The sequence below is a fragment of the Bacteroides sp. CACC 737 genome, from assembly GCF_013874375.1.
Lineage (GTDB): Bacteria > Bacteroidota > Bacteroidia > Bacteroidales > Bacteroidaceae > Bacteroides > Bacteroides uniformis.
In genome coordinates this window covers 4,007,311-4,029,880 of record NZ_CP059408.1, presented here as the reverse complement: position 1 = coordinate 4,029,880, position 22,570 = coordinate 4,007,311, and the positions used below count along the sequence as shown (strand labels likewise).

At 47.8% G+C, this 22,570-nt stretch carries 17 protein-coding genes; 4 read left to right on the top strand and 13 right to left on the bottom strand.

Features of this window, described 5'->3' with window-relative positions:
• Positions 1 to 5: 5 nt before the first annotated feature.
• Together H1A11_RS16680 and H1A11_RS16675 are read right to left on the bottom strand one after the other, a co-directional pair.
• Positions 6 to 3,074 (bottom strand): TonB-dependent receptor, encoded by a 3,069-nt coding sequence (locus H1A11_RS16680; RefSeq protein ID WP_252195263.1) that lies wholly within the window; start codon positions 3,072 to 3,074, stop codon positions 6 to 8.
• A gap of 72 nt (positions 3,075 to 3,146) precedes the next feature.
• Positions 3,147 to 4,802 (bottom strand): carboxylesterase/lipase family protein, encoded by a 1,656-nt coding sequence (locus H1A11_RS16675; RefSeq protein WP_181757472.1) that lies wholly within the window; start codon positions 4,800 to 4,802, stop codon positions 3,147 to 3,149.
• 247 nt (positions 4,803 to 5,049) lie between these two features.
• On the opposite strand from H1A11_RS16675, the gene H1A11_RS16670 reads away from it, so the two are divergent.
• Together H1A11_RS16670 and H1A11_RS16665 are read left to right on the top strand one after the other, a co-directional pair.
• Positions 5,050 to 9,102 carry a hybrid sensor histidine kinase/response regulator transcription factor gene (locus H1A11_RS16670; RefSeq protein ID WP_181757471.1) on the top strand — a complete coding sequence of 1,351 codons (4,053 nt, stop codon included), beginning with the start codon at positions 5,050 to 5,052 and terminating at the stop codon, positions 9,100 to 9,102.
• 62 nt (positions 9,103 to 9,164) lie between these two features.
• A complete protein-coding gene (locus H1A11_RS16665; RefSeq protein ID WP_005825862.1) occupies positions 9,165 to 9,563 on the top strand; it encodes a hypothetical protein in 399 nt (132 codons plus the stop codon).
• A 189-nt stretch (positions 9,564 to 9,752) separates the two neighbouring features.
• Here the strand turns inward: H1A11_RS16665 and H1A11_RS16660 are convergent, their stop codons facing one another.
• Positions 9,753 to 10,463, bottom strand: a complete 711-nt coding sequence (locus H1A11_RS16660; protein ID WP_181757470.1) for a SprT family zinc-dependent metalloprotease — start codon at positions 10,461 to 10,463, stop codon at positions 9,753 to 9,755.
• Positions 10,464 to 10,750: 287 nt separating this feature from the next.
• Between H1A11_RS16660 and H1A11_RS16655 the strand changes: the two genes are divergently transcribed.
• Positions 10,751 to 11,611, top strand: coding sequence for a head GIN domain-containing protein (locus H1A11_RS16655; protein ID WP_181757469.1), 861 nt, complete (start codon positions 10,751 to 10,753; stop codon positions 11,609 to 11,611).
• A 300-nt stretch (positions 11,612 to 11,911) separates the two neighbouring features.
• On the opposite strand, the gene H1A11_RS16650 is transcribed toward H1A11_RS16655, so the two are convergent.
• The 6 genes from H1A11_RS16650 to H1A11_RS16625 all read right to left on the bottom strand — a co-directional run bounded on the left by H1A11_RS16650 (position 11,912) and on the right by H1A11_RS16625 (position 16,946).
• The gene (locus H1A11_RS16650) at positions 11,912 to 12,394 is read right to left on the bottom strand and encodes a hypothetical protein (RefSeq protein ID WP_117866448.1); all 483 of its coding nucleotides are present in this window, start codon (positions 12,392 to 12,394) and stop codon (positions 11,912 to 11,914) included.
• A complete protein-coding gene (locus H1A11_RS16645) occupies positions 12,384 to 12,893 on the bottom strand; it encodes an RNA polymerase sigma factor (RefSeq protein WP_117599797.1) in 510 nt (169 codons plus the stop codon). Before H1A11_RS16645 ends, H1A11_RS16650 begins: the two co-directional genes overlap by 11 nt.
• 60 nt (positions 12,894 to 12,953) lie before the next feature.
• The gene (gene argB, locus H1A11_RS16640) at positions 12,954 to 13,724 is read right to left on the bottom strand and encodes an acetylglutamate kinase (protein ID WP_181757468.1); all 771 of its coding nucleotides are present in this window, start codon (positions 13,722 to 13,724) and stop codon (positions 12,954 to 12,956) included.
• 1 nt (position 13,725) lies between these two features.
• Positions 13,726 to 15,618 (bottom strand): biosynthetic arginine decarboxylase, encoded by a 1,893-nt coding sequence (gene speA / locus H1A11_RS16635; RefSeq protein ID WP_117599799.1) that lies wholly within the window; start codon positions 15,616 to 15,618, stop codon positions 13,726 to 13,728.
• A gap of 135 nt (positions 15,619 to 15,753) precedes the next feature.
• Positions 15,754 to 16,281 (bottom strand): shikimate kinase, encoded by a 528-nt coding sequence (locus H1A11_RS16630; RefSeq protein ID WP_117599800.1) that lies wholly within the window; start codon positions 16,279 to 16,281, stop codon positions 15,754 to 15,756.
• A 62-nt stretch (positions 16,282 to 16,343) separates the two neighbouring features.
• On the bottom strand, positions 16,344 to 16,946 hold the full coding sequence (locus H1A11_RS16625; RefSeq protein WP_117964278.1) for a nitroreductase family protein: 603 nt from the start codon (positions 16,944 to 16,946) through the stop codon (positions 16,344 to 16,346).
• Between the two features lie 117 nt (positions 16,947 to 17,063).
• Here H1A11_RS16625 and H1A11_RS16620 point away from each other — a divergent pair, with 117 nt between their 5' ends.
• Positions 17,064 to 17,699 carry a viroplasmin family protein gene (locus tag H1A11_RS16620; protein ID WP_034525485.1) on the top strand — a complete coding sequence of 212 codons (636 nt, stop codon included), beginning with the start codon at positions 17,064 to 17,066 and terminating at the stop codon, positions 17,697 to 17,699.
• A gap of 93 nt (positions 17,700 to 17,792) precedes the next feature.
• Here H1A11_RS16620 and H1A11_RS16615 read toward each other — a convergent pair whose 3' ends face one another.
• The 4 genes from H1A11_RS16615 to H1A11_RS16600 form a co-directional block, all read right to left on the bottom strand.
• Entirely contained in the window at positions 17,793 to 18,695 is a 903-nt protein-coding gene (locus H1A11_RS16615; RefSeq protein WP_117599802.1) for a sugar phosphate isomerase/epimerase, read from the bottom strand.
• Between the two features lie 22 nt (positions 18,696 to 18,717).
• On the bottom strand, positions 18,718 to 19,593 hold the full coding sequence (locus H1A11_RS16610; RefSeq protein ID WP_117599803.1) for a DUF1080 domain-containing protein: 876 nt from the start codon (positions 19,591 to 19,593) through the stop codon (positions 18,718 to 18,720).
• A gap of 72 nt (positions 19,594 to 19,665) precedes the next feature.
• Entirely contained in the window at positions 19,666 to 21,153 is a 1,488-nt protein-coding gene (locus H1A11_RS16605) for a Gfo/Idh/MocA family protein (protein ID WP_005825899.1), read from the bottom strand.
• A 66-nt stretch (positions 21,154 to 21,219) separates the two neighbouring features.
• Positions 21,220 to 22,299: a Gfo/Idh/MocA family protein gene (locus tag H1A11_RS16600; RefSeq protein WP_138345713.1), complete on the bottom strand. Its 1,080-nt coding sequence runs from the start codon at positions 22,297 to 22,299 to the stop codon at positions 21,220 to 21,222.
• Between the last annotated feature and the right edge of the window lie 271 nt (positions 22,300 to 22,570).

The following is a 22,570-nucleotide window of genomic DNA, read 5'->3' as shown; positions in this document are numbered from 1 at the left end:
GTTTATTAAAATTCAATGTTAAAGCCTAACACCACTTTTTTGGAACAAGGATAAGAGCCTTTGTCGATTCCCATACCTGAAGTAGAATTGGCAGCAGCTTCTGGATCAAAGCCCGGGTACTTGGTGAACGTGAAGAAGTCATCCAAAGAACCATAGATGCGAAGATTACCGACACAAAGTTTTTTCATCCAATTCTTTGGGAATGTGTATCCCAGCTGAATCTGCTTGATTTTGAAGAAAGAACCGTCATAGACCAATGCATCAGAAATCTGATATTTATCCATATTGGTGGCACCGGCACGGGGTACCGACCCATTGGGATTGGAAGCTGTCCAACGATTGTCATAAAACACCTCTTTCATTTTATTGGAAGCGGCAAAGTCAGGCCGGTTGATACAATTAAAAATGTCATTACCTTGCGAGCCCGTTCCGAACACAGTCAAGTCAAAGCCTTTCCATCCGGCTGTCAAAGTAATACCATAAGTAAAGTCAGGAATGGCATCACCGATATATGCCAAGTCACCATCATTCAGGTCACCGCTCTCATCCAAGTCATAGAATGTGGGATCACCGGTTGTCGGGTCAACGCCTTTGAACTTGTATCCACGGAAATAGTATACCGGATATCCCTCCTCAAAATAAGTAATGGTACTGGTGTGGAAATTCACGCCCGAAAGACGGGTGATGGATGGGTCTATATAGGTTACTTTGTTTTTCAGAGTTGCAAGATTAGCACGCACACCATAGTTGAAACTACCGATACGGTCCCTCCATCCCAACTCGAACTCCCAGCCTTTATTGCTTACATTACCGGCATTCATCGGAGAGGTTGAACCACCGATAATCAATGATGGAGTAGTGCCGGACACCAGCAGGTCTTTCGTTTTTTTATCGAAATAATCCATACTGAAGGTCAGACGGTCATTCAAAAAACGTGCATCGATACCCACATTTATTTGTTCGGAGGTTTCCCACTTCAACTCATCGTTGCCCATTGTGGAAGGAGCAGCACTGGTAATGTACGAATTCCCCATTACAAAAGGATAAAGGCCTCCCAATGCCATGTCAGTACTATAAGCATATCCGCTCAATGCAGCCAAACTACCATTCTGTCCCCAACTGGCACGCAGTTTCAGACTGCTGACATGATCCTTCAGAGGTGCAAAGAACTTTTCTTCGGAAACCGTCCACCCTACGGATACTGCGGGGAAATACCCCCAACGGTTCGTGGCAGGAAGCAGAGAAAGGTCGGCTGCGTCTGCACGTAGAGATGCCTGCAACAAATAACGTCCTGCAAACTCATAACCTACACGGCCGAAATAAGAGAGCTTGGCTGAACGCGTCTTCTCACCACCCACCCCTTTAATGGCAGAAGCTGAAGCATAATTCAAATAGTAGAACAACGGATCATTTTTTTTCAGTGCATCCTCTTCATTGGGAGAAAGACTGCCGTTTACGTAGTCATAAGTGGATTCCTGATATGACATACCCACCATGGCCGTCACCGTATGCTGTCCGAAGGTCTTCATATAATTGGCAAAGTTCTCCCACTGATAATAAATAGTAGTTGACGAAGTATTACTTTGACCGACATAGTCACGGCTTTGCGTGGCATTGCCATAGAAAGGAAGGTCTGTTGTAGAGCTACGGGTACCAGACAAGCGGTAACCGAAACGGGAAGTAAAAGTGAATCCCTTGAAAGGCTTGAAGTCCGCATACACAGAACCGTTTACGTTAAAACCACTGTTCTTACCAATGTTATTGTCACGCATAATCATAGGATGATATTGCTCACCTGCAAAAAATTTGGAAACAGCATAATAGTTTCCATTGTCATCCTGCAACAAGTGCTTGCCACTATTCAGGGCGGTCAGCATATGGGTGGGCAGGTTTTCGTATGTATAAGTATCCGGAGTCAGCGGGTCGAGCTGCAATATGGAAGTCAGCAAGCTGCCATACTCATTATTGGTGGAGACACTCCGTACGTTGTATTTTTCTATCTGGTTGGTGGTTCCCACTTTCAGCCATGGCTTGATTTCATATTCAGAGTTGATAGTAGCAGTCAAGCGCTTATAAGTATCGGCATTACCTTTCACGATACCATTATCGTCCAGATAGGTCAGGGAGAGATAATAGTTCCCTCTGTCACTGCCATTAGTAAACGCAATGTTATGCTTCTGCATGCGACTGTTTTCAAAAGCTACATCAGTCCAGGCCGTATTGGTCACACCGTCCCAATTCTGTAACAGATAATCTTCCGTGAAGGTATTCGCCTCTACCATGTAGTCTATGTACTGTTCAGCACTCAGCATCTTGGGTACACGTGCCAGTGACTGGGAGGAGAATTGGAAATCGTACGTAATTTTACCTTGGCCGGACTTACCTTTTTTCGTGGTAATAAGTACCACACCATTGCCGGCCTCAGCACCGTAGATGGCAGCAGAAGCGGCGTCTTTCAGCACTTCCATGGAGGCAATATCATTAGGATCAATGCCACTAATGTCGGATAGGCGGACACCATCCACCACATAAAGCGGATTGGAGGACACATTGGACGAGTAGCCGCGCACACGTACCGTAGGCGAGGAGCCCGGTGCGGCAGAGGTCTGGATAACCTGCACACCAGCAGTCTTGCCCTGCAAGGCAGCAGGCGCATTACTAATGGTACGATTCTGCATATCCTCGGTTTTCACCTGGGAAATGGCACCCGTAACGGAGCTCTTCTTCTGTACACCGTAGCCCACTACCACCACTTCGTCCAATGTCTTGGTATCTTCCTTCAATGTGACATTCATCACTCCAGGCACGGCTTTCTTCTCTTGTGTAACGTAGCCGATATAGGAATAAACGATAACAGCACCCTCCTTGACGGACAGCATATAGTTACCATCCAAGTCGGTAATCACACCGTTCGTTGTACCTTTTTCGAATACACTTACACCAATCATAGACTCCTTCAGGTCATCTGTCACTTTACCCGACACCTTTATCTGGTTCTGTGCCAGCAGGAAAGGCATCCCAGCCAAAAGGAAAAGTGCTGACATCGCCAGCCTTTTCACTGCATTGTTTCTCATAATGCTTTTCATTAGTTGTTAATTAGATTTATTAATAAAAGGGTTATATTCATTCTTCATCGGATACCTGCATCAGAAACCGCGTACCGGAAAGGCCATCACCACCTCAAGCAGTTCCTTGTCATGATTGTACTTCATGCCACAATCATTATCGAAAATCATCGTTGCTCCCTTATCAGCTGTATAAGGTTCCCACTCGGGCAAACCTTCAGTATTGGGATTCCCCGTACGGGCAAAGTTCAGCCACGCACTGCTCATCTTGTCCGCCAGCACTTGTGCCGCCTTTCCGCCTCCGGTCATCGAAGCATGACGCACGACATTGTTGAACACAAAAGGAATCTCCATACAATGCGTGCTGCGGAGTATTCCGTCCATCACGGGCGATTCCCAAGCAAACATATACATATAGACCGGTGCACCTTGCTGTGCCGACTTCAGTTTGGCCTGCTCCACTGCGCCAGGGCGGAAAATGAAGTCCACATCCACCAGGTCCTTGGGCTGATAACCGGGGTAGGCCTGCTCAAAAGCTTTCAGAAAATCATCCGTACGTTCACCATATTTCTTTTTAATCTGCTCCACAACCTGCTCCTTCGTCATGCTCCGCAAAGGCGGGAAGTAAGTGCTTGCGGTAAACTCGTGCAGGGTAGTGCCTATCATCACCGGAATGTCCTTGCTTTGCACCGGAGCCTGAGGGTCGAAAGGCTGTGCTGGCAGCACATCGCCATCTACCGTGGGAGCCCAGCCAAAGATAAAAGAAGCCACTCCTTCTTTATCAGCCTCTACACGCATTTTGGCAACGGCCTTTTCGCCTGCGGCAAGCAATTTGTCGTAAGGTACTTTCTGTAATTCATCTATCTGCGAAGCATTCAGTCCCAGCTCCTCCATAACCGCACTGCCAATGCGACGAGAATACTTTTGCTCCATCGTACGAAGCATAGATCCGCTTTGTACAATGGCTTTATGGAACAAGCCTCTCGCCGACGGTGTGGCAAGCAACGTAGAGACCTTGCCTCCCCCACCGGACTGACCGAAAATGGTAACATTCCGGGCATCTCCGCCAAAAGATTCTATATTCTTATTCACCCATTGCAGTGCAGCCACCAAGTCAAGCAGTCCGGCATTGCCCGATTTTGCATATTTATCACCATAGGCGGAAAGGTCGAGAAAACCCAGGACGTTGAGACGATGATTCAGTGTCACAACCACTGCATCCCCTTTCTTTGCCAGATTTGTTCCGTCATACGAAGGAAGCTCCTGACCACTGCCGGCGGAATAACCTCCACCATGCAGCCACACCATGACGGGGCGTTTCTTCCCGTCTTTCAGTCCCGGTGTCCAGATATTCACCCGCAGACAATTCTCGTCAGGATAACCGTCATCCCAGTTGAAGGCAAACGCCTGTTCGTCGCTGTACCATCCCATGCGCTTGCCTTGCGGACAAGTAGGGCCGTAGGCACGACTGCTGCGGACACCTTCCCATTTGTCAACTGCCATGGGCGGCATAAAACGTTCGGCTTTGGCATACGGAATACCTTTATATATATAGATACCGTTCTCCACATATCCGGCTACTTTGCCCGATTCGGTTTCGGCAACAGCAACCGTAGAGGAAGCCGTTATCTCCCCCTTCTGCCCGCAAGCAGGTACTCTCTCCATTTTAGCTGTCCCTCCGCACGAGGAAAGTAGGATGGCGGAGAATGCTAACACTGACAAGAATTGCTTTTTCATATTATGTATTAGTTTTATGTTTTTATGATTGCAATATTAGCACATTCTCCCCAAAAGGATTTTCTACGTTATCCAAACGGCTTTCCCCGATGTTCAAAACAGCTTTCTCCAATGTTCAAATGTTTGCAGATTTGTTCAAAACATGCTCTCCGGCAGTCTCTCTCTCAATTTTTATGAGTATTTTCGCATCGTAATGCCAAAACAAAAAGATGGCACATGCCAATGCTTTTAGTCTACACTATATATTATGAAATACATTAAATATTTACTTCTATTGTGTTTAATCACCGCATGCAATCCGTCGGACACAAAGCCCACACCGGAAGGCAGCATCGAAAGCCCTGTCATCACCAATGACCTCTCCAACCAGAAGGTCACCGCCTTTGCCGAAGATGCACAAGGACACATTTGGATAGGAACTTCACGAGGGGTAAACAAATATAATGTACACGAATATCATCAGTATTACTGTACGGATGACTCACTGGATATACCCGATAATCAAATCAACGACCTCTTCCGCGATTCACAAGGCCGGTTGTGGGTAGTAACCGTAAATGGGACTAGCCTATACACAGACAAGGATAATTTCCAAAATATGCCACTGGACTTCCCTAATAAAAACGGCATCCAAATATTCGAGAACAAAGACGGAAAGATTTTTCTGAACATGATGCACAGCCTTGCCGTATATAATCCACAAACACACAAATTTGACGTACCCATCAAGATATTTGACCCGAACTATACCTTCAACAACCGCTGTTTCATAGACCAGAGCAACAAACTGTGGGCAGTGACCCCGCTGTCTCTGCGCCGCTACAACTCCTCCACACTGGCGCTGGAAGACTCCATCCCAATGCAGGGCTTTTCTCCCACCTACTTCTTCATGCAGGCTAACGGAATCCTATGGCTGGCAGGAAACCGCCAGATAGCACTGTACGACACACATACGCACAAATTCAAGGAAACACCCCAAGCCCTCCGAAGCCATCCGTTGCTGCTGCATGCCAACGTCAACTACATCCATCCCTACGGCAGCAACAGCCTGCTACTGAATACCGACCAACAAGGAATGTTCCTCTACAACTACGTGGAAGAATACATGATACATCAAAGCGAAAACGGTTTTCCCTTCGAAGTACCTCACTTCAAGATAAGCACCATGTTTACCGACTCACAGAAAAACCTATGGATAGGCTCTGTAGACCAAGGGTATGTCGTGCGCTATAACTACAAAGAACGTTTCAACACCAACAACCATCTCAGCTCATACCTGAACCGGAAGTCAGTGCTGTCCGTGGCAGTGGACAAGGAGCGAAATCTCTGGATGGCCACCATGATAGACGGGCTGTACGTTTACAACATGGACAGCCACGAAGTGAAAGAAGTGGACCAGCCTAGACTTCCGGGGAAAAGCGCTACCGACAAACCGGACATCACACGCGTATTCGTAGATGACGAGGGCTACATCTGGCTGGCAGCCCTCTATGCGAGCAAGGTGATGAAATGCAGCTATAAAAACGGCATACTGAAGACAGAGGCTATTCATGACATCTTCCTACCGCTGTCGTTTGCACAAGATAGCCGTGGAACAATTTGGGTGGGTACATACAGCCCTAAACTTTATGCCAAAAGGCGTGAAGAAAAAGAATTTGTCCAAACACAAGTATTTTCCTGGACAGGAACCTTCATACCCGGACTCCTTCCACTCAACAACGGAAAGATGTGGGCCACTGCCTTCATGAACCCAGTTATGCAAATCAATCCCGACAATTGGGAAAGCGCTGAAGTACCATTCGAGAACACCGACTGGCAAGCTTGTATCCAACGTTCAGTATTCATCCCTACCGACATCTTCGAAGACAGTCGTGGAGATGTATGGATTGGAACCGTCAGCAACGGACTGCTGCACTATTCTGCCGCCACCGGAAAAATCGAGACCATAGAGGGTACACCCTGCCGGGACATCTCTTGCATTGAGGAAGATGCACAAGGCAATATATGGACAGGCACACAATACGGGCTGGGCAAATATGACCGCACCGTAGGGAAATTTACCAACTACTATGCCGCCGACGGCATAGGCGGCAATCAGTTTTACGACCATTCTTCATGCCGCCTGCCCGACGGGACACTGGTTTTTGGCGGTACGCACGGGCTGACTTTCTTCAACCCTATGGACGTAAGTACCAAACGGGAAATTCCACTGCTCTTCGAGGATTTGAAGATACACAACCGGTTGGCACGCCCACAAGACAGCAAAAGTGTAGACAAGCACCTCTCCTACCGGCCGGACATCTGCCTGGACCACAATCAGAATGGTTTCAGCATCTCCTTTGCCGCACTGGACTACTGCGAATACGAACGCGTACATTATTATTACAAGATGGATGGTTTCGACAAATATTGGATTGATGCCCGCAACAACCGAGAGGCCTACTATGCCAATCTGCCTGCCGGTATCTACACTTTCAAAGTTAAAATAACCAATAACGACAAGAGCATTGTAGAAAGGGAGAATTCCATACGCGTCATCGTAAAGCCCGCCCCTTGGCAAACATGGTGGGCATGGTGCACCTATCTGCTCATTGCCGCCGCCATCATCGGTATCTTCATCCGTGCCTGGCTACGCATTAAGCAGGAAAAAGAAACCGCCCGACGCGCCAAACTTGAGAAGGAGCAGGAACAACGGGTGAACCGCATGAACATGAGTTTCTTTGCCAACATCTCGCACGAGTTCCGCACCCCACTCACCATGATTTCGGGTCCGGTAACACAACTTTGCGAAAGTCCCCAAATAGAGGGAGAAAACAAACAACTGCTTTACATCGTACAACGCAGTGTGGGGCGCATGCTCCGTCTGGTGAACCAGCTGATGGACTTCAACAAGCTGGAGAACGACACCCTGAAGCTGCGAGTGAAACGAACCGATATCATCTCGCAACTGCAACGTTTTGTAGACATTTTCCGCATCAACGCCAACGAGAAAGGCATCGCACTGAACACTTATGGCCTGGAGGATACTTTCCTCATGTGGCTGGACGTGGACAAGCTGGACAAGATTGTAGGAAACCTACTTTCAAACGCCTTGAAGTTCACTCCGAACGGCGGAAAAGTGGAACTGTGCTTCGACGTCATTACCCGCGAAGAGGCTGCACGCCTCTTTACGCTGACGGACAAAGACATTGACACACAGTACGTCAAAGTTGCCGTGGCAGACAGTGGCCACGGAATCCCCGAGGAACAGTTGGAGAAAGTATTCGAACGCTATTACCAACTGGACAATCAATCCAAAGGTACCTATAACTGGGGAACCGGTATCGGTCTGTACTATGCCCGTAGCCTGGCGCTGCTGCATCATGGCTATCTGAAAGCCGGCAACCGTACCGAAGGAAACGGAGCCGTCTTCACCCTACTGCTACCGGTGAATGACCTCTCTTATACCCCCGAAGAATGCACTCTCCCCGAAGAGGAACAGAACAAGGCATTTCCGATACAAACGGAAGAACAATATCAACTGGAAAATACAGAGAGCATCCGGCAGCAAAAGCAAACTCTTCTGGTAGTAGACGACGATACGGAAGTGGCCCACTACCTGAAAGCCCTGCTTTCTCCCATCTACAAAATCGTCTGCCGCTTCGATGCCGACAGCGCCTTCAAAGCCATGAACGAAGAAGCGCCCAACCTCGTACTGAGTGATGTAGTGATGCCCGGAAGAAACGGTTACGACCTCTGTCGCCAGATAAAAGAGGACTTGCAACTATGCCACATCCCCGTGATACTGGTAACGGCCAAAGCTACTGTAAAGAATCAGGTGGAAGGTCTGAATACCGGTGCAGATGCCTACGTGACGAAACCTTTCGAGCCCAACTACCTGTTGGCGCTTATCAAATCCCAACTGAAAAACCGCGAGAAAGTGCGCAGCCTCCTAAGCCAGTCCACCCAAACGGATAAGATTGAGGGAAATGTGCTTTCGCCGCAGGACAACACTTTCATGACCGAGCTTTACCACCTGATGGAGAACGAACTCTCCAATCCGGAGCTGGACGTGGCACGCATGACCGAGCTACTGAAAATCTCCCGTACCAAGTTCTATTATAAGGTAAAGGGGCTGACGGGTGAGAACCCCAGCGTATTCTTCAAGACCTACAAGCTGAACCGTGCAGCCGAATTAATAAAGGAAGGGAAATATACCATCTCAGAGATAGCGGACATGACGGGATTCAGTACACTGTCCCATTTCTCGACCAGTTTCAAAAAACAGTTTGGAGCGACGCCGAGCGAATACAGCAAGTAAAAAGCCGGTCGGTTCAAATTTATTCATTACATTTGTACCATTCTTAAAAAACTTTTTTATCCATGGCACACCGACTGAACACCAACAAACAGTTTATGATAGGCAACGGAATCCTTGCTTTCGCCGTGATTTTTGTAGTTGTCATCTTTGTCTACATGAGCATGAGGCTGCAACAACGGAAAGAAGGAGAACGCAACTTCATCGAGACATACACCATCACACTGACGAAAGGATTTGCCGGAGATTCCACTTCCATATTCATCAACGACAGCCTACTGGTGAACCGCACTATTGCAGAAGAACCTTTCACCATCGAAGTGAAACGTTTTGCCGAACAAAACGCACTCATGATTGTAAACAATGCAACTGAAAAGCTTTCCTTATTTGAGCTAAGCGAAAAAGGGGGCGAATACCGGTTCGAGAAGGAAGGGGAAGAGGTAAAGCAGCTGGCAAAAAATTAAGAATAAAAAGTCGTGAGGCATTTTGCTCTCATACTTCGGAGTCGACAAGCTGTTTTCTGGCTTACCAATAGCCACTGCAAAGACATTACACAACTCCAGCAGTAACACTGCAGCGATACTGCATACCTTTTGCAGTATCACTGTCTGCAAAACAAGGAACTACTTACTGTGATACACCCACACTAATCTCTAATCATTTATTTTCGTTTGATATTTCCGAAGCTCCGCCCTCAATGCTTGTGCCTTTCCATCAGTCATCCGATCGAGCAAATTCCAGAAACGCTCCCCGTGATTCATCTCGCGGGTATGTGCCAGTTCATGTAATAGCACGTAGTCTATCAGATGCTTGGGAAGAAGTACCAGATAATAGGAAAGGTTGATATTGCCTTGTGCCGAACAGCTTCCCCAACGCCCACTGCTGGAATTTATCTTCACACTCTTGTAAGGAAGGTTGTGCTGCATGGAAAGCATATACAAACGGGGCGGAAGAACAATTTTCGCATTTCGCCGTAAAGCTTCCTCTATTACCTTGCGCAGCCAAGCCTGCAGCTTCTCATCCGAGAAATCGGCATCAGGAGGACAGATTATCTGCATTTCCCCCAATTCCGAACGAGACAAGAACCGTTCCCGTTGTCCGCTGACCAATGTCAGTTTAAAGAACTCCGTATCAATGCGGTAATCCAAATCAATCAGCTTTCTGACCTGCTTCTGTCTGGCAGCCTTCAGACGCGGACGAAGCTGCTCGATGGCATTCTCTATCTCGGCAAGAGAAGTCCGGGGAGGCACAGTCACGTAAATTCCATCTTCCTTTGTACGGAAAGTAAGACGCCGTGCCCGGGCATTGACCCGGACAAACAAAGGGCCAAGCTCTTTATCTTCTACAATGCAGTTTACTGTCATAAATCAAAGCCTCTCCCATAGGAAAGGGGTGGGAAGAGGCTTTGCAAATGAACAAAGAATCATCCAAAAACGCAAGCAAATACCTGACAAAAGCGGACGGAGTGTCCGATAATGAACACTGCACAAAAATGGCTATCCTTTAACAATCAACATTTTACACTTATGGCACAATAATTGATTAAAGTATGCTGAACTGGTTTCTTTTGAAAAAAGCATTTCTACATGCAACTTTTTCAAGGCAGTTCACGTCTAACTAATAAACACTAAATCACAAAAAACAAAAGAATATGAAAGCTCTAACAACATTTATCGCAATCGCCTTATTGGCATTCAGTACAACCGCTTGTTCACAACAACACACATACCGTTCCGGAGGCTTCGGCAGCAAAACAGTCAAGGCAAGCAAGAACTATGTAACCAAAGACATAAAAGTGGACAACTTCACCAAGCTGAGTGTAGCCGGCAGCCCCGACGTGACCTACACACAGAAGTCCGGCAAACCGACAGTGGAAGTATACACCTCGGACAACATTGTAGACTTACTGGATATCCGTGTCAAGGACAATACCCTCTACATCGGCTTCAAGAAGAATGTCAACGTATCCTATAATAAACTGGAAGTACGTGTGTCCGCAGAAAAGTTGAACGGCATTGCTGTTGCAGGTTCGGGAGACGTGGAACTGAAAAACGGACTGAAGACAGACAACCTCAAAATCTCTGTGGCAGGTTCGGGTGACATCAATGGGAACAACATCTCTTGCACAGACCTCGATATTTCCATCGCAGGCTCAGGAGACATCAACAGCAGCGACATCACTTGCAATGACCTCCAAGTATCCGTTGCAGGTTCAGGTGACATGAAGCTGAACAACGTAACGACTAACTTCACCAAAGCATCCGTTGCCGGTTCGGGTACCGCCATCCTGAGCGGCAGCACCCAAGAAGCTGAATACAGCGTGGCAGGTTCGGGTGATTTGTTTGCTTCCGATTTCGTTGCCAAGAAAGCATCCGCCAGTGTTGCCGGTTCAGGCGACATCAAGTGCCATGCCACAGATTTCCTAAAAGTACGCACTAGCGGAAGCGGCAGTGTGGGCTACAAGGGTAATCCTGAACTGGACTATCCGAAAAAAGGACTGTATAAGCTTTAACATTGGAAAATATAGACTTTAAGATTAATGAACCTAAACTAAATTCTCTCTCAAATAATTACCTATAAAGATGACGAAGGACTCCCGCGAGGAAGTTCTTCGTTCTTTGTGCATCCACCCATGCTGGGCGTACAAACAATAAAGGGACGCTGCATCACGCAGCGTCCCTTCTATTTTAGTTAGTTTTTATAAGATTTTGAGAGAATTGAAACTTCACAGCCTCAAGTTGTTTTAATAAAGCACACTAACTATTATGTTTAAAGCAAATGAAAATGTTATTTTAAAAGCAAATGAAAATATCTATTCACTGATTTCCAGATCCTTGTCCACCCGACGCAGGCTATCCATTACCTGCTTTTCATGAGACACGGGCACATCTCCCGAAAGAGCTACCGACGGTGCGGAAATCTGTTTACCGATAGTATCGGCTGCGGCCACCTCCTCTACATCCGAGAAAAATGAATGTTGCATCACATTCCCCATAGAAAGGACCACTGCCACTACTGCAGCGGCTTTGAACAACGGCATGAAACGTGCGGTCAATGTCATGCGCTTTGCCTTGACCACCGGAACTTCCACTTCGGCAAGTACCCGGGCATCAAAATCCTCACCCAAATGCACTTCCTGCTGAAGCTGCTGATATACGAACAAGTCCTTGTAGCGAAGCAAGTGTCCGGGAACATCGTTACCGCTAAAGAAAGCACGCAGGCATGCTTCCTCTTCCAAAGAAGTTTCGCACTGCCAGTAGCGTTCCAAGAGTTGTTCTATATATTTAGAGTCCATAACCTTCTATATCAATAAACGTTTGTTTTACTTTTTGCCGCGCCCTGAAGAGGTTCACTTTTACCTGCTCCTCGGTCAAGTTCAGGACCGCTGCTATTTCTTTATAGCTCTTACCTTCCACATCCCTAAGCTGCATAATCAACCGCTGTTTTTCGGGAAGCTTGCTCATCAACCGATGTATCAACGCCATCCGTTCCTTGTTCACCAGCTTTTCGTAAGGGCTCGATGCATCGGAGACTTGCTCCATTTCGGGGAGTAGCTCCACGGTACGGGAGTCTTTTCGCTCGCTACGGTCTATCGCCAGATTTCTTGCCACAGTCAAGCAATAGGCTTCAATAGAACCAAACTGCGACCACTCGTCACGCTTGTTCCAAACCCTTATCAGCGTTTCCTGCACAACGTCCTCTGCCTCTGCCCTATCAAACGTAATTCTTAAGGCTAACCGAAAAAGCTTATCCTTCAGCGGGAGAATGTCATTGCGAAAGCTGAGTTCTTGCATCTCTAATAAATTGACGGTTAAGTATTCAGAAAGTTACAGCCTATTGCCGTTTTTTTTGAATTATTTTCGGATACGGGTTCCACTGTTCCCGTTGATGGCTGATGCTAAAGTGATTACGACTTCGGACACACCCGCATTCAACGCCTCGAAAGAGTTCTCCAATTTTGGAATCATGCCACCTTGAATCACTCCATCTGCTACATATTGCTTGAATTCCTCCGGTGTTATCTGTGGAATCACGCTATCATCGTCGTTCTCGTCACGCAGCACCCCTTTCTTCTCAAAGCAGAATACCAAAGTAACATCGAACAAGCCCGCCAAAGCCTTGGCACTCTCTCCGGCAATGGTGTCGGCATTCGTATTCAGCATGTGCCCCTCTCCATCGTGCGTCAGCGGAGCCATCACGGGAACCACACCCTTATGAATGAGGTCTGCCAAAAAAGCAGCATTCACCTGCTTCACATCGCCCACAAACCCATAGTCCACCTCCTTCACGGGACGCTTAACCGAACGGATTACATCCATATCGGCTCCCGTCAAGCCCAGTGCATTGACACCGCGCGCCTGCAAGCCAGCGACGATATTCTTATTCACCAGCCCGCCATACACCATTGTTACCACTTTCAGCGTTTCGGCATCAGTGATACGACGGCCATTCACCATTTTGCTTTCAATCCCCAGTTGGGCGGCGAGCTTCGTAGCTGAGCGTCCGCCTCCATGTACCAAGACCTTGTAGCCTTCGATGGCTGCAAAGTCATCCAATAACTTATAGAGGGTGGCTTCCTCTTCTACAATCTTGCCACCCACCTTTATTACAGTCAGTTTCTCCATTTTATTCCAAATAAGTATATCCGTACAGTCCGGAACGGTAATTAGACAAGAATTCCTTTCCTTCTTCCACAGAGATACGCCCTTCCTTGACGGATTGCGTCACCCAAGTTTCCAGCGTACGTACCAGTTTCTTAGGATTATATTGCACGTAGTCCAGCACCTCTGCCACCGTCTCTCCATCAATCAGTTGGTCAATGGTGTAGCCTTTGGAATTGACAGACACATGCACAGCATTCGTATCACCGAACAGATTGTGCATATCTCCCAGAATCTCCTGATAGGCCCCTACGAGGAAAACCGCCAGATAATAGTGCTCCTTGTCGCGCAACGAGTGCAGCGGCAGGGTCGTCGTATCGGCACGCGAGCTGACGAAATTAGCTATTTTACCGTCAGAGTCGCAAGTCATATCCTGCAAAGTAGCCTCGCGGTCGGGTCTTTCATCCAGCCGCTGTATGGGCATGATGGGGAACATCTGGTCGATGGCCCAGGAATCGGGCAATGACTGGAACAGCGAAAAATTACAGAAATACTTGTCGGCAAGCAGCTTGCTCAACTTGCGGAATTCCTCGGGGCAATGCTTCATGCCGCTGGCAATGGAGTTAATTTCGCGGCAGATACTCCAATAGAGTTTCTCTATCTGCGCGCGCGTATTCAAGTCGACGATGCCATGACTGAAAAGGTCGAGTGCCTCTTCGCGTATCTGCTGTGCATCGTGCCAGGGTTCCAGCATGCTGCGCTGACTCAGGTTGTCCCAGATGTCATACAGTTCCTTCACCAGTTCGTGGGCATCCTCTCCCGGTTCCCAGTCGTCATCCATTTCGGGCAGGGAAGCCGTTTCCAGTACTTCAAAGATAAGCACGGAGTGATGGGCAGTCAAGCTACGTCCCGTTTCGGTAATGATATTGGGATGAGGAAAGCCGTGTTTGTTGGCAGCATCAACAAATGTCGACACCACATCGTTGACATATTCCTGGATGGAATAGTTGACGGAGCTTTCGCTGCTTGAAGAACGTGTACCGTCATAATCAACTCCCATACCGCCACCGGTATCCACGAATTCGATGTTGAATCCCATCTTGTTCAGCTGCACAAAGAATTGCGAAGCTTCACGCAAGGCATTCTTGATGCGGCGTATCTTGGTTATCTGACTGCCGATATGGAAATGTATCAGCTTCAGACAGTCCTTCATGTCCTTTTTCTCCAGGAAGTCCAGCGCTTCAAGCAGTTCACTGGATGTCAGTCCGAACTTGCTGGCATCTCCCCCACTTTCTTCCCATTTGCCACTTCCACTGGAAGCCAATTTTATGCGAATTCCAATGTTGGGTTTCACTTTCAATTGCTTCGCCATCTTGGCAATAAGATTCAACTCATTAAGTTTCTCTACAACAAGAAAAATGCGTTTGCCCATTTTCTGCGCCAACAGTGCCAATTCAATGAAGCTCTCGTCCTTATATCCGTTACAGACCACGAGGGAGTCCGGGTCTGTATTGACCCCTATCACAGCATGCAACTCCGGCTTTGAACCCGCTTCCAGACCTAGATTGAACTTCTTCCCATGGTTAATCATCTCTTCCACCACAGGACGCATCTGATTCACTTTGATGGGATAGATAATAAAGTTCTCTCCTTTATACCCATACTCATCGGCGGCCTGTCTGAAGCAGCAGGACACCTTCTCGATTCGGTTGTCCAGAATATCGGGAAAACGCACCAATACCGGAGCCGCTACATCGCGCAACTGCAACTCGTCCACCAACTCTTTTAAATCGACGGCAACCCCATCCTTACGCGGTGTCACCACAACATGACCTTTGTCATTGATACTAAAGTACGAAGTGCCCCAACCAGTTATGTTGTACAGCTCTTCTGAATCTTCAATACGCCATTTTCTCATCAGTACATTTACTATTAGACTATTTACAATTTACTATTTTCCCACTATAGTGTGTTTTATAAAAGGGGCGACAAAAATACACATAAATCTAATACATCCAGCTCATCGGACTGAAAAATACACATTTACAAGGGATTAAAGTCCTAAAAGTTGGCGTAACCGTTGCACGGATTCGCTAATCTGGCTGCGACTCTCCAGATAACCGGCATCAAAGCGATAACGGGCCTGCGAGTAGAAAGGCGCACGCTTATCCAGCGCCTCCACAATGAAGGTGCGCAAATCTTCGTCCGTCTTGCCTTGCAGGATGGGGCGCTGCTGCTTCGCCACCCGGAGCCGGCGGAACAGAATATCGGGGTGTACATCCAGGAACACCGTCTGCCCGCAACCGTTCATATACTCCATATTGTCAAAAAAACAAGGAGTACCGCCACCGGTAGAAACCACGACATCCTCAAATTCCCCTACTTCATGCAGCATGTTTCGCTCCAATTCACGAAAAGAGGCTTCTCCCCGCTCGGTGAACAATTCACGGATTGATTTGTGAAAACGTTCTTCGATGTACCAGTCCAAATCAATGAACGGCACATTCATTTCGCGGGCAAAAGCCTTTCCTAAAGTAGTTTTACCGGCTCCCATGTAGCCGGTCAAGAAAATACGCATCATATCTGCTACGAGTTACAGGTTTCCTGCAAAGGTAGCAATTCCAAGCTGAAAACGCCTCTGTATCAGAGAAAAATTTTGATACGCTTGCTTAAATCTTCGAATTCCTTTTCTCCTGGTTCACCGGTGGGTGTACCGAAGGGCATCTGTGCAATCATCATCCAGTCGCCGGGCAGGTTCCAGGTGCGGCGTACCTCGTCGTCAATCAAGGGGTTATAGTGTTGCAGGGAGGCGCCCAACCCCATATCTTCCAGCATAGTCCAGATGGCAAACTGGTGCATAGCGGAGGTGTGCTGTGACCAAGTGGGGAAATTATCCTTATAGGAAGGGAATGCTTCCTGCAGCTTCTTGACTACAGAAGTGTCTTCAAAATAGAGCACAGTACCGTGTCCGCTGGCAAAGCAGCCGTCAATCTTGGCTTCCGTCTTGGCAAAAGCCTCGGCAGAGATACGTGCTTTCAGGGTTTCCTTCACAATGTTCCACAATTTCTTATGTTCGTCGCCCAGCAGCAATACAATTCTTGTAGACTGTGAATTGAAAGCTGACGGCACATTCTTTACGGCTTCACGAATAATGTGTACTATTTCTTCATCCAGTACTGGCGAATCGCTGCCGATAGAGTAATAACTACGGCGATGCGCCATGGCCTCTGCAAATGTTCTCTTCATTTTTTGTCCTTTCTTTTTTTATTGAGTCTTCTCTTCTTTATTTTATATCCGCCATACAAAGAAACAAATGAAAGAGTTAAGTTGTTCGGATTTTCTTTTTTACCTTTGTCCGCAGTTATGAAAAAAGAAAAATATTACGTCGTATGGGCGGGAGTCAGCCCGGGTATCTACACTTCCTGGACAGACTGCCAACTGCAGACCAAAGGCTACGAAGGAGCAAAATACAAGTCGTTCGAATCACGCGAGGAAGCGGAAAAAGCCTTTGCCTCTTCGCCGTACGCGTACATCAAGCGGTCGGCCCCTTCTCCTGCCAAGACTATTCCCGGCGCCGACGCTCCCCTTCCTGCCGCCGTCGCAGAAAACAGCCTTGCCGTAGACGCCGCCTGCAGCGGAAATCCCGGTGCCATGGAGTACCGGGGAGTACACGTCGCCAGCCGTCAGGAAATCTTTCACTTCGGGCCGATGTATGGAACCAACAATATCGGCGAATTCCTCGCCATTGTCCACGGACTTGCCTTGTTGAAACAGAAAGGTTTCGACATGCCCATCTACAGTGACAGCGTAAACGCCATCAACTGGATAAAACAGAAAAAATGCAAAACCAAACTGCCGCGTGACGCCAAGACCGAAGAGCTTTTCCACCTAATAGAACGTGCGGAGAAGTGGTTGCGCGAAAACACCTACACCACCCGCATCCTAAAATGGGAGACAAAGCAATGGGGGGAAATTCCGGCCGACTTCGGAAGGAAGTAAAAAAACGCGAGCACCCTGGATTCTTCATCCGGTTGTGCCCGCGTCAAGAAAATGATGCGGCCGAGCTTATGAATGAATAGCCGCCATCATGTTTTATTTGCTATACGATGCCTTCACGAAAGGAGCATCAAGCAAGTAGTCAAGACTCTGCTTCACACTCTCTTCTACGGGGCAGCTGTATTTCTCAATCTCAGCTACGATGTGGCGCACGCCAGCAGTATCCGTATTCTTGAAGATAGCATCATAACCTACCATACCACTCTGCCCAATCTCGCGGTGATCCTTGATATGGAGCATGGTGAAGCGTCCGGGATACTTGTTGAAGTAATCCACCGGGCTGTTCTGGCCGCGCACTACCCAGTAAACGTCCATCTGGAAGAATACATATTCGGGATTGGTGTGTTGCAGCATGTAGTCCAGCATCAGCTCCTTGTCTTCCACTTTCTGGAATTCATGGGCATGATTGTGGTAACCGTATTTCAAACCGGCAGCCTGGCAGCGCTTGCCCACTTCATTGTAATAGTCGCAGTAGGTCTGCAAATCTTTCAATGTCTTGGGAACGGAGAGATACGGAGTCACGATATACTCCATACCGGCCTCCTTATGGGCAGCAATGCACTGATCCCACCATTTCAAGGCTTCCGTAAAGTCGCCCGAAGCCAGTTCCTCGTCCGACAACCCGTGGGTAGTGTGCGAAGAAAGCACGGTCATACCGCTCTTTTCCACCATCTGCTTGAACTCCTGGGGAGTCTTGCCGTAGAACTTACCGTCATTGTAGTTGGCGGCCTCCACACTGGTATAGCCCATATCAGCCAAATCCTTCAGAATCTGGTCGAGGTTACTGCCGTCCTTCACCAAGTCCCTCACAGAGTAGAGCTGTATGGCAACTTCCTTTTTCGTCGTTTCCGGCGTCGTTTCCCTACTCTGGCTGCTACAGCTTGTGGCCATCATGGATAAACACAGTGCTGACAAAATCATCATATGTTTGATTCTCATAGTACTATCTTTTTAGAAGGAATCAGTCGAGAACCTTTACACGGATGTTGCGGTACCAAACATCATCACCATGATCCTGTACACCGATAAAGCCTTCATGGTTTTCGCCACCACAGTTGTTCAACAGTTCAAAAGCCAAAGGCCATTTTTCTTCGCTGAACTTGCTGGCTTGGAGCATATCAGTCCACTGCTTGGTCCACAAGTGATACTCCAGTACATTTTCATCGTTCTGTCCGTGAACTACAGTGCCTTTGTATACCATAATCTTGGCCTTATTCCATTCACCGAAAGGTTTGGCGTTCTGCGGAACAGCAGGAATCATATCATACAAGGAAGCAGCCTGACGGTTGTTGTCCTTACCCAGCTTGGCATCCGGATGATTGGCGTTGTCCAACACCTGGAATTCAGGAGCAGAGATATAGATGGGTTCCAGCACTTCGTTGCCGTCTTTATCCTTTGAAGTAACTTCCTGAGCCAGATAGAAGATACCGGAGTTACCACCTTTCGAAATTTTCCATTCCAGTTCCAACTCAAAATTCTTGAACTTATGGGCGAAAATCAAGTCACCACCTTCACCGGTCTGTCCTTCACCGGTACCGGTTCCACAGAATTTGAGGCAACCATCCTCAATAATCCACCTGGAAGGCACTTTATCCTTACCGTATCCACGCCATCCGTCCAGGCTCTTTCCATCAAAAATAGTAATATAACCGTCCGCATCAATCGGCAGATTCAGACTGTCCGTTTCAGGCGCTTTCAAAGACTTGGAGTAAGACACCGCAGTAGTAGTAGGAGCTGCGGCTTCTTCCGTAGCGTTCGATTTCTTTGCACCGCCACCGCAAGAGGCGAGCATACCTCCGATAAGGCAACAAGCCAAAGGATAATATATTTTCTTCATAATCTGAAAAATTAAATGATTAGTATTCGTTTATGAGCATCAGAAAACAAGTTCTGATGCCCCTTTTAATGTTTATCTAGGCATATCAGGCAATTTCCAGCCTTCGCGGTAGTTATGCTTGATGAGCTCTTCTGCAAAAGCTTTGGCATTTACCGGATCTGTCCATGTCTTGTCGAAGCTTGGATGGCCGTTGTGTATCTTGAAGCCGTCCTTGATGACTGTACGCAATGTCTCGTCGTCGCCAATATTGGTAAAGCGCATGTTGGCTCCGTCCCATTCCAGTGTCTTGTTCAGGCCCTGCAGACGGATGGCCAATACACCCATTGCCACCATTTCGTTCATCGGTCCTGCTTCGGAGAAGTCAGACTTAGGCATTACGCGGCTGGAAGGACTTTCCTTACAAGCACGTACCCAGTCCATCTCATGACCGCCATTCATAGCCTTCGGTACACGGCGGCAAACCTTCGGTGCATTGGGCACGCGGCCAGAAAGTAACCAGGGGTTCTGTCCATAGCAACCGCAAATCAGCGTATCCTTCGTTCCGTGGAAGATAGTCAGACCGCCACCGCTCTGCATCAGTTGCTTTCCTTCGGGGAAGCCTTTCGGACGGTCGGGCATCATGCCACCATCATACCAGTGAACTTCCACTTCGGGCATAGCCACCTTCGGCATATTTTCACGTGCGGGGAAAGTCAGCTTCACGTGCTGTGCTTGCGGAGCGCAGGCATTGAGCAACAATGTAGACGAACCTTCTACCTTGGTAGGATACAACAACTTCAAAGCTCTGAACGGCTGGTGCAGGATGTGACAAGCCATATCGCCCAAAGCACCCGTACCATAATCCCACCATCCGCGCCAGTTCCAGGGATGATAGATTTCGTTATACGGATTCATCTTGGCAGGACCGGTGAACAAATCCCAGTTCAGAGTTTTGGGAATGCGGTCTTCCTTCTCGGGAACATTCAATCCTTGCGGCCAGATGGGCCGGTCGGTAGCACATTCCACCTTTGTCACGTCACCGATTTCGCCGTTCCATATCCACTCGCATACCAAGTCGGTACCTTCGTCCGAAGAACCCTGGTTACCCATCTGAGTAACTACTCCCGTAGAAGCGGCCAGGCGGGTAAGCAGACGGGACTCGTATACAGAGTGCGTCAACGGTTTCTGGCAATATACATGTTTGCCCATCGTCATGGCATCAGCAGTGATGATGGCATGTGTATGGTCGGCCGTAGCGATGATAACGGCATCGATATCCTTGCCCATCTCATCGTACATCTTACGATAATCCCAATACTTCTTCGCATTGGGAAGCTCATCGAACACACCTTTCGCGTAGCGCCAGTCTACGTCACACAGCGCCACGATATTTTCCGTAGCCTTCACATGATTAATGTTAGTGTGTCCCATACCACCGATACCTACGGCAGCAATGTTCAAACGGTCACTGGGAGGTACGTGTCCGTGACTCTTACCCAAAATGCTGCTTGGAGCAATGGTAAGACCCGCCAAAGCTAAACCTCCGGTCTTAAGAAACTCTCTTCTTGTAAATTTCGACATGGTTCTTTAGATTTTAAAATCGGTTAATATAATTAAGTTTTAAAACACTTCTCATTACAGTAGGCATCAGACTACCGTCTTCTTCGGACGGAGCAGTCCATAACCTTCCTTCATATGCCTCCGGCGCTCCCTGATTTCCTCCAGTGTCTGCAAGTCGCCTATGCCGGGCAGGTCGTGACGACGCGCATCTTCCAGGAAAGTCCATCCGTATTGGGAAGCAATGGCTGAGTCGCGCATTTGCGGCAATCTCGGATCGCGTTTCCCGCTCTCGATGGAGTCGGCCATAATATTGCATAGTTTATCTAAGTTCTTCCCACCAAACGGTTTCTCCAGGCGAAGCGTACGGTTCACGCCGTGAAGCTCCACCACGGCAGTCCGGAAATCATGCGTCATGCGCACGATACCTTTTGTACCGATAATGTCCGTATATGCATTATGAGTCTGATTTCTGGAGAGTTGTCCGTAGACGAATCCTTGTGTGACATCGAACACGACGCCGTTCTCGAAAGTACCGTGGCACTGTACCCACCAAGGGTCCTTATAGTCCCACATCCGCATGCCTTGCGCATGCCAGGTCTTGTATTCACTGTCGGCATACCAGCGGGCAATGTCTATGTAGTGCATGCCGCAGTCGTGGTAGGCGGGACCCTCATATTCGTGTCCCTCGCCCGGCGCCAATCCCGGAGTCATGTGGCAGATGCGCAAGATGGCCAGTTCGCCAATTTCGCCTTCATCGATAAACTGCTTCATAGCCTGGTGATACCAGGAGTTGCGCAGATAAAGGTTGACAGCAGCAATGCGGTCATACTTTTCAATCAGGTCCACAATTTCCCATTCCTTGTCAATGGTATCGGCAATGGGTTTCTCCGTCAGGATGTGCTTATGGCTTCGAACAGCTTTCTCTATTTGTTCTTTTCTGGAATTTGCCAATGCAAAAAGACCAACAGCTTCTACACTCTGGTCGTCAAAGATTTCTTGTTCATCGGATATGATTCTGGATGAAGGGGAAAAGTTTCTTGCCAATTCTCGGGAGGCCGGATCGGTATCACAGATATATGCGATGTCCCATCGACCGCTTTTCTGCATTTCCTCCCAATACATTTGCCCCATTCTGCCGAACCCTATCAAACCAACTTTTATTTTCATGGTAAGCGAATATTAAATATTTACAGTTATAGTATTATCGGGGTCAATTGAATTACATGATTAAGAGTACTTGGACTAATAGTCATAGTAGCTGTTGTCGTAGATATTGGGTATAATTTTTTCATGATATTTGCAATGTTTATGTATGTGTTCTTTGCAAAAATAGGATAATTAGTGATAGAATGGAAGCAAGCAGATATTAAAAAAGCGTAAAAGGCAAAAGAACGCCCTTTATTCATCATCGCCTAACAGCCGTGAAACACTCTGCCGG

Coding starts and splice junctions, on each gene's coding strand:
- H1A11_RS16620 (WP_034525485.1), top strand. CDS start 17,064: ATGAAAAAAGAAAAATATTACGTCGTATGGGCGGGAGTCAGCCCGGGT.
- H1A11_RS16655 (WP_181757469.1), top strand. CDS start 10,751: ATGAAAGCTCTAACAACATTTATCGCAATCGCCTTATTGGCATTCAGT.
- H1A11_RS16675 (WP_181757472.1), bottom strand. CDS start 4,802: ATGAAAAAGCAATTCTTGTCAGTGTTAGCATTCTCCGCCATCCTACTT.
- H1A11_RS16610 (WP_117599803.1), bottom strand. CDS start 19,593: ATGAAGAAAATATATTATCCTTTGGCTTGTTGCCTTATCGGAGGTATG.
- speA (WP_117599799.1), bottom strand. CDS start 15,618: ATGAGAAAATGGCGTATTGAAGATTCAGAAGAGCTGTACAACATAACT.
- H1A11_RS16600 (WP_138345713.1), bottom strand. CDS start 22,299: ATGAAAATAAAAGTTGGTTTGATAGGGTTCGGCAGAATGGGGCAAATG.
- H1A11_RS16680 (WP_252195263.1), bottom strand. CDS start 3,074: ATGAGAAACAATGCAGTGAAAAGGCTGGCGATGTCAGCACTTTTCCTT.
- argB (WP_181757468.1), bottom strand. CDS start 13,724: ATGGAGAAACTGACTGTAATAAAGGTGGGTGGCAAGATTGTAGAAGAG.
- H1A11_RS16645 (WP_117599797.1), bottom strand. CDS start 12,893: ATGCAAGAACTCAGCTTTCGCAATGACATTCTCCCGCTGAAGGATAAG.
- H1A11_RS16605 (WP_005825899.1), bottom strand. CDS start 21,153: ATGTCGAAATTTACAAGAAGAGAGTTTCTTAAGACCGGAGGTTTAGCT.
- H1A11_RS16650 (WP_117866448.1), bottom strand. CDS start 12,394: ATGGACTCTAAATATATAGAACAACTCTTGGAACGCTACTGGCAGTGC.
- H1A11_RS16625 (WP_117964278.1), bottom strand. CDS start 16,946: ATGAAGAGAACATTTGCAGAGGCCATGGCGCATCGCCGTAGTTATTAC.
- H1A11_RS16670 (WP_181757471.1), top strand. CDS start 5,050: ATGAAATACATTAAATATTTACTTCTATTGTGTTTAATCACCGCATGC.
- H1A11_RS16630 (WP_117599800.1), bottom strand. CDS start 16,281: ATGATGCGTATTTTCTTGACCGGCTACATGGGAGCCGGTAAAACTACT.
- H1A11_RS16660 (WP_181757470.1), bottom strand. CDS start 10,463: ATGACAGTAAACTGCATTGTAGAAGATAAAGAGCTTGGCCCTTTGTTT.
- H1A11_RS16615 (WP_117599802.1), bottom strand. CDS start 18,695: ATGAGAATCAAACATATGATGATTTTGTCAGCACTGTGTTTATCCATG.
- H1A11_RS16665 (WP_005825862.1), top strand. CDS start 9,165: ATGGCACACCGACTGAACACCAACAAACAGTTTATGATAGGCAACGGA.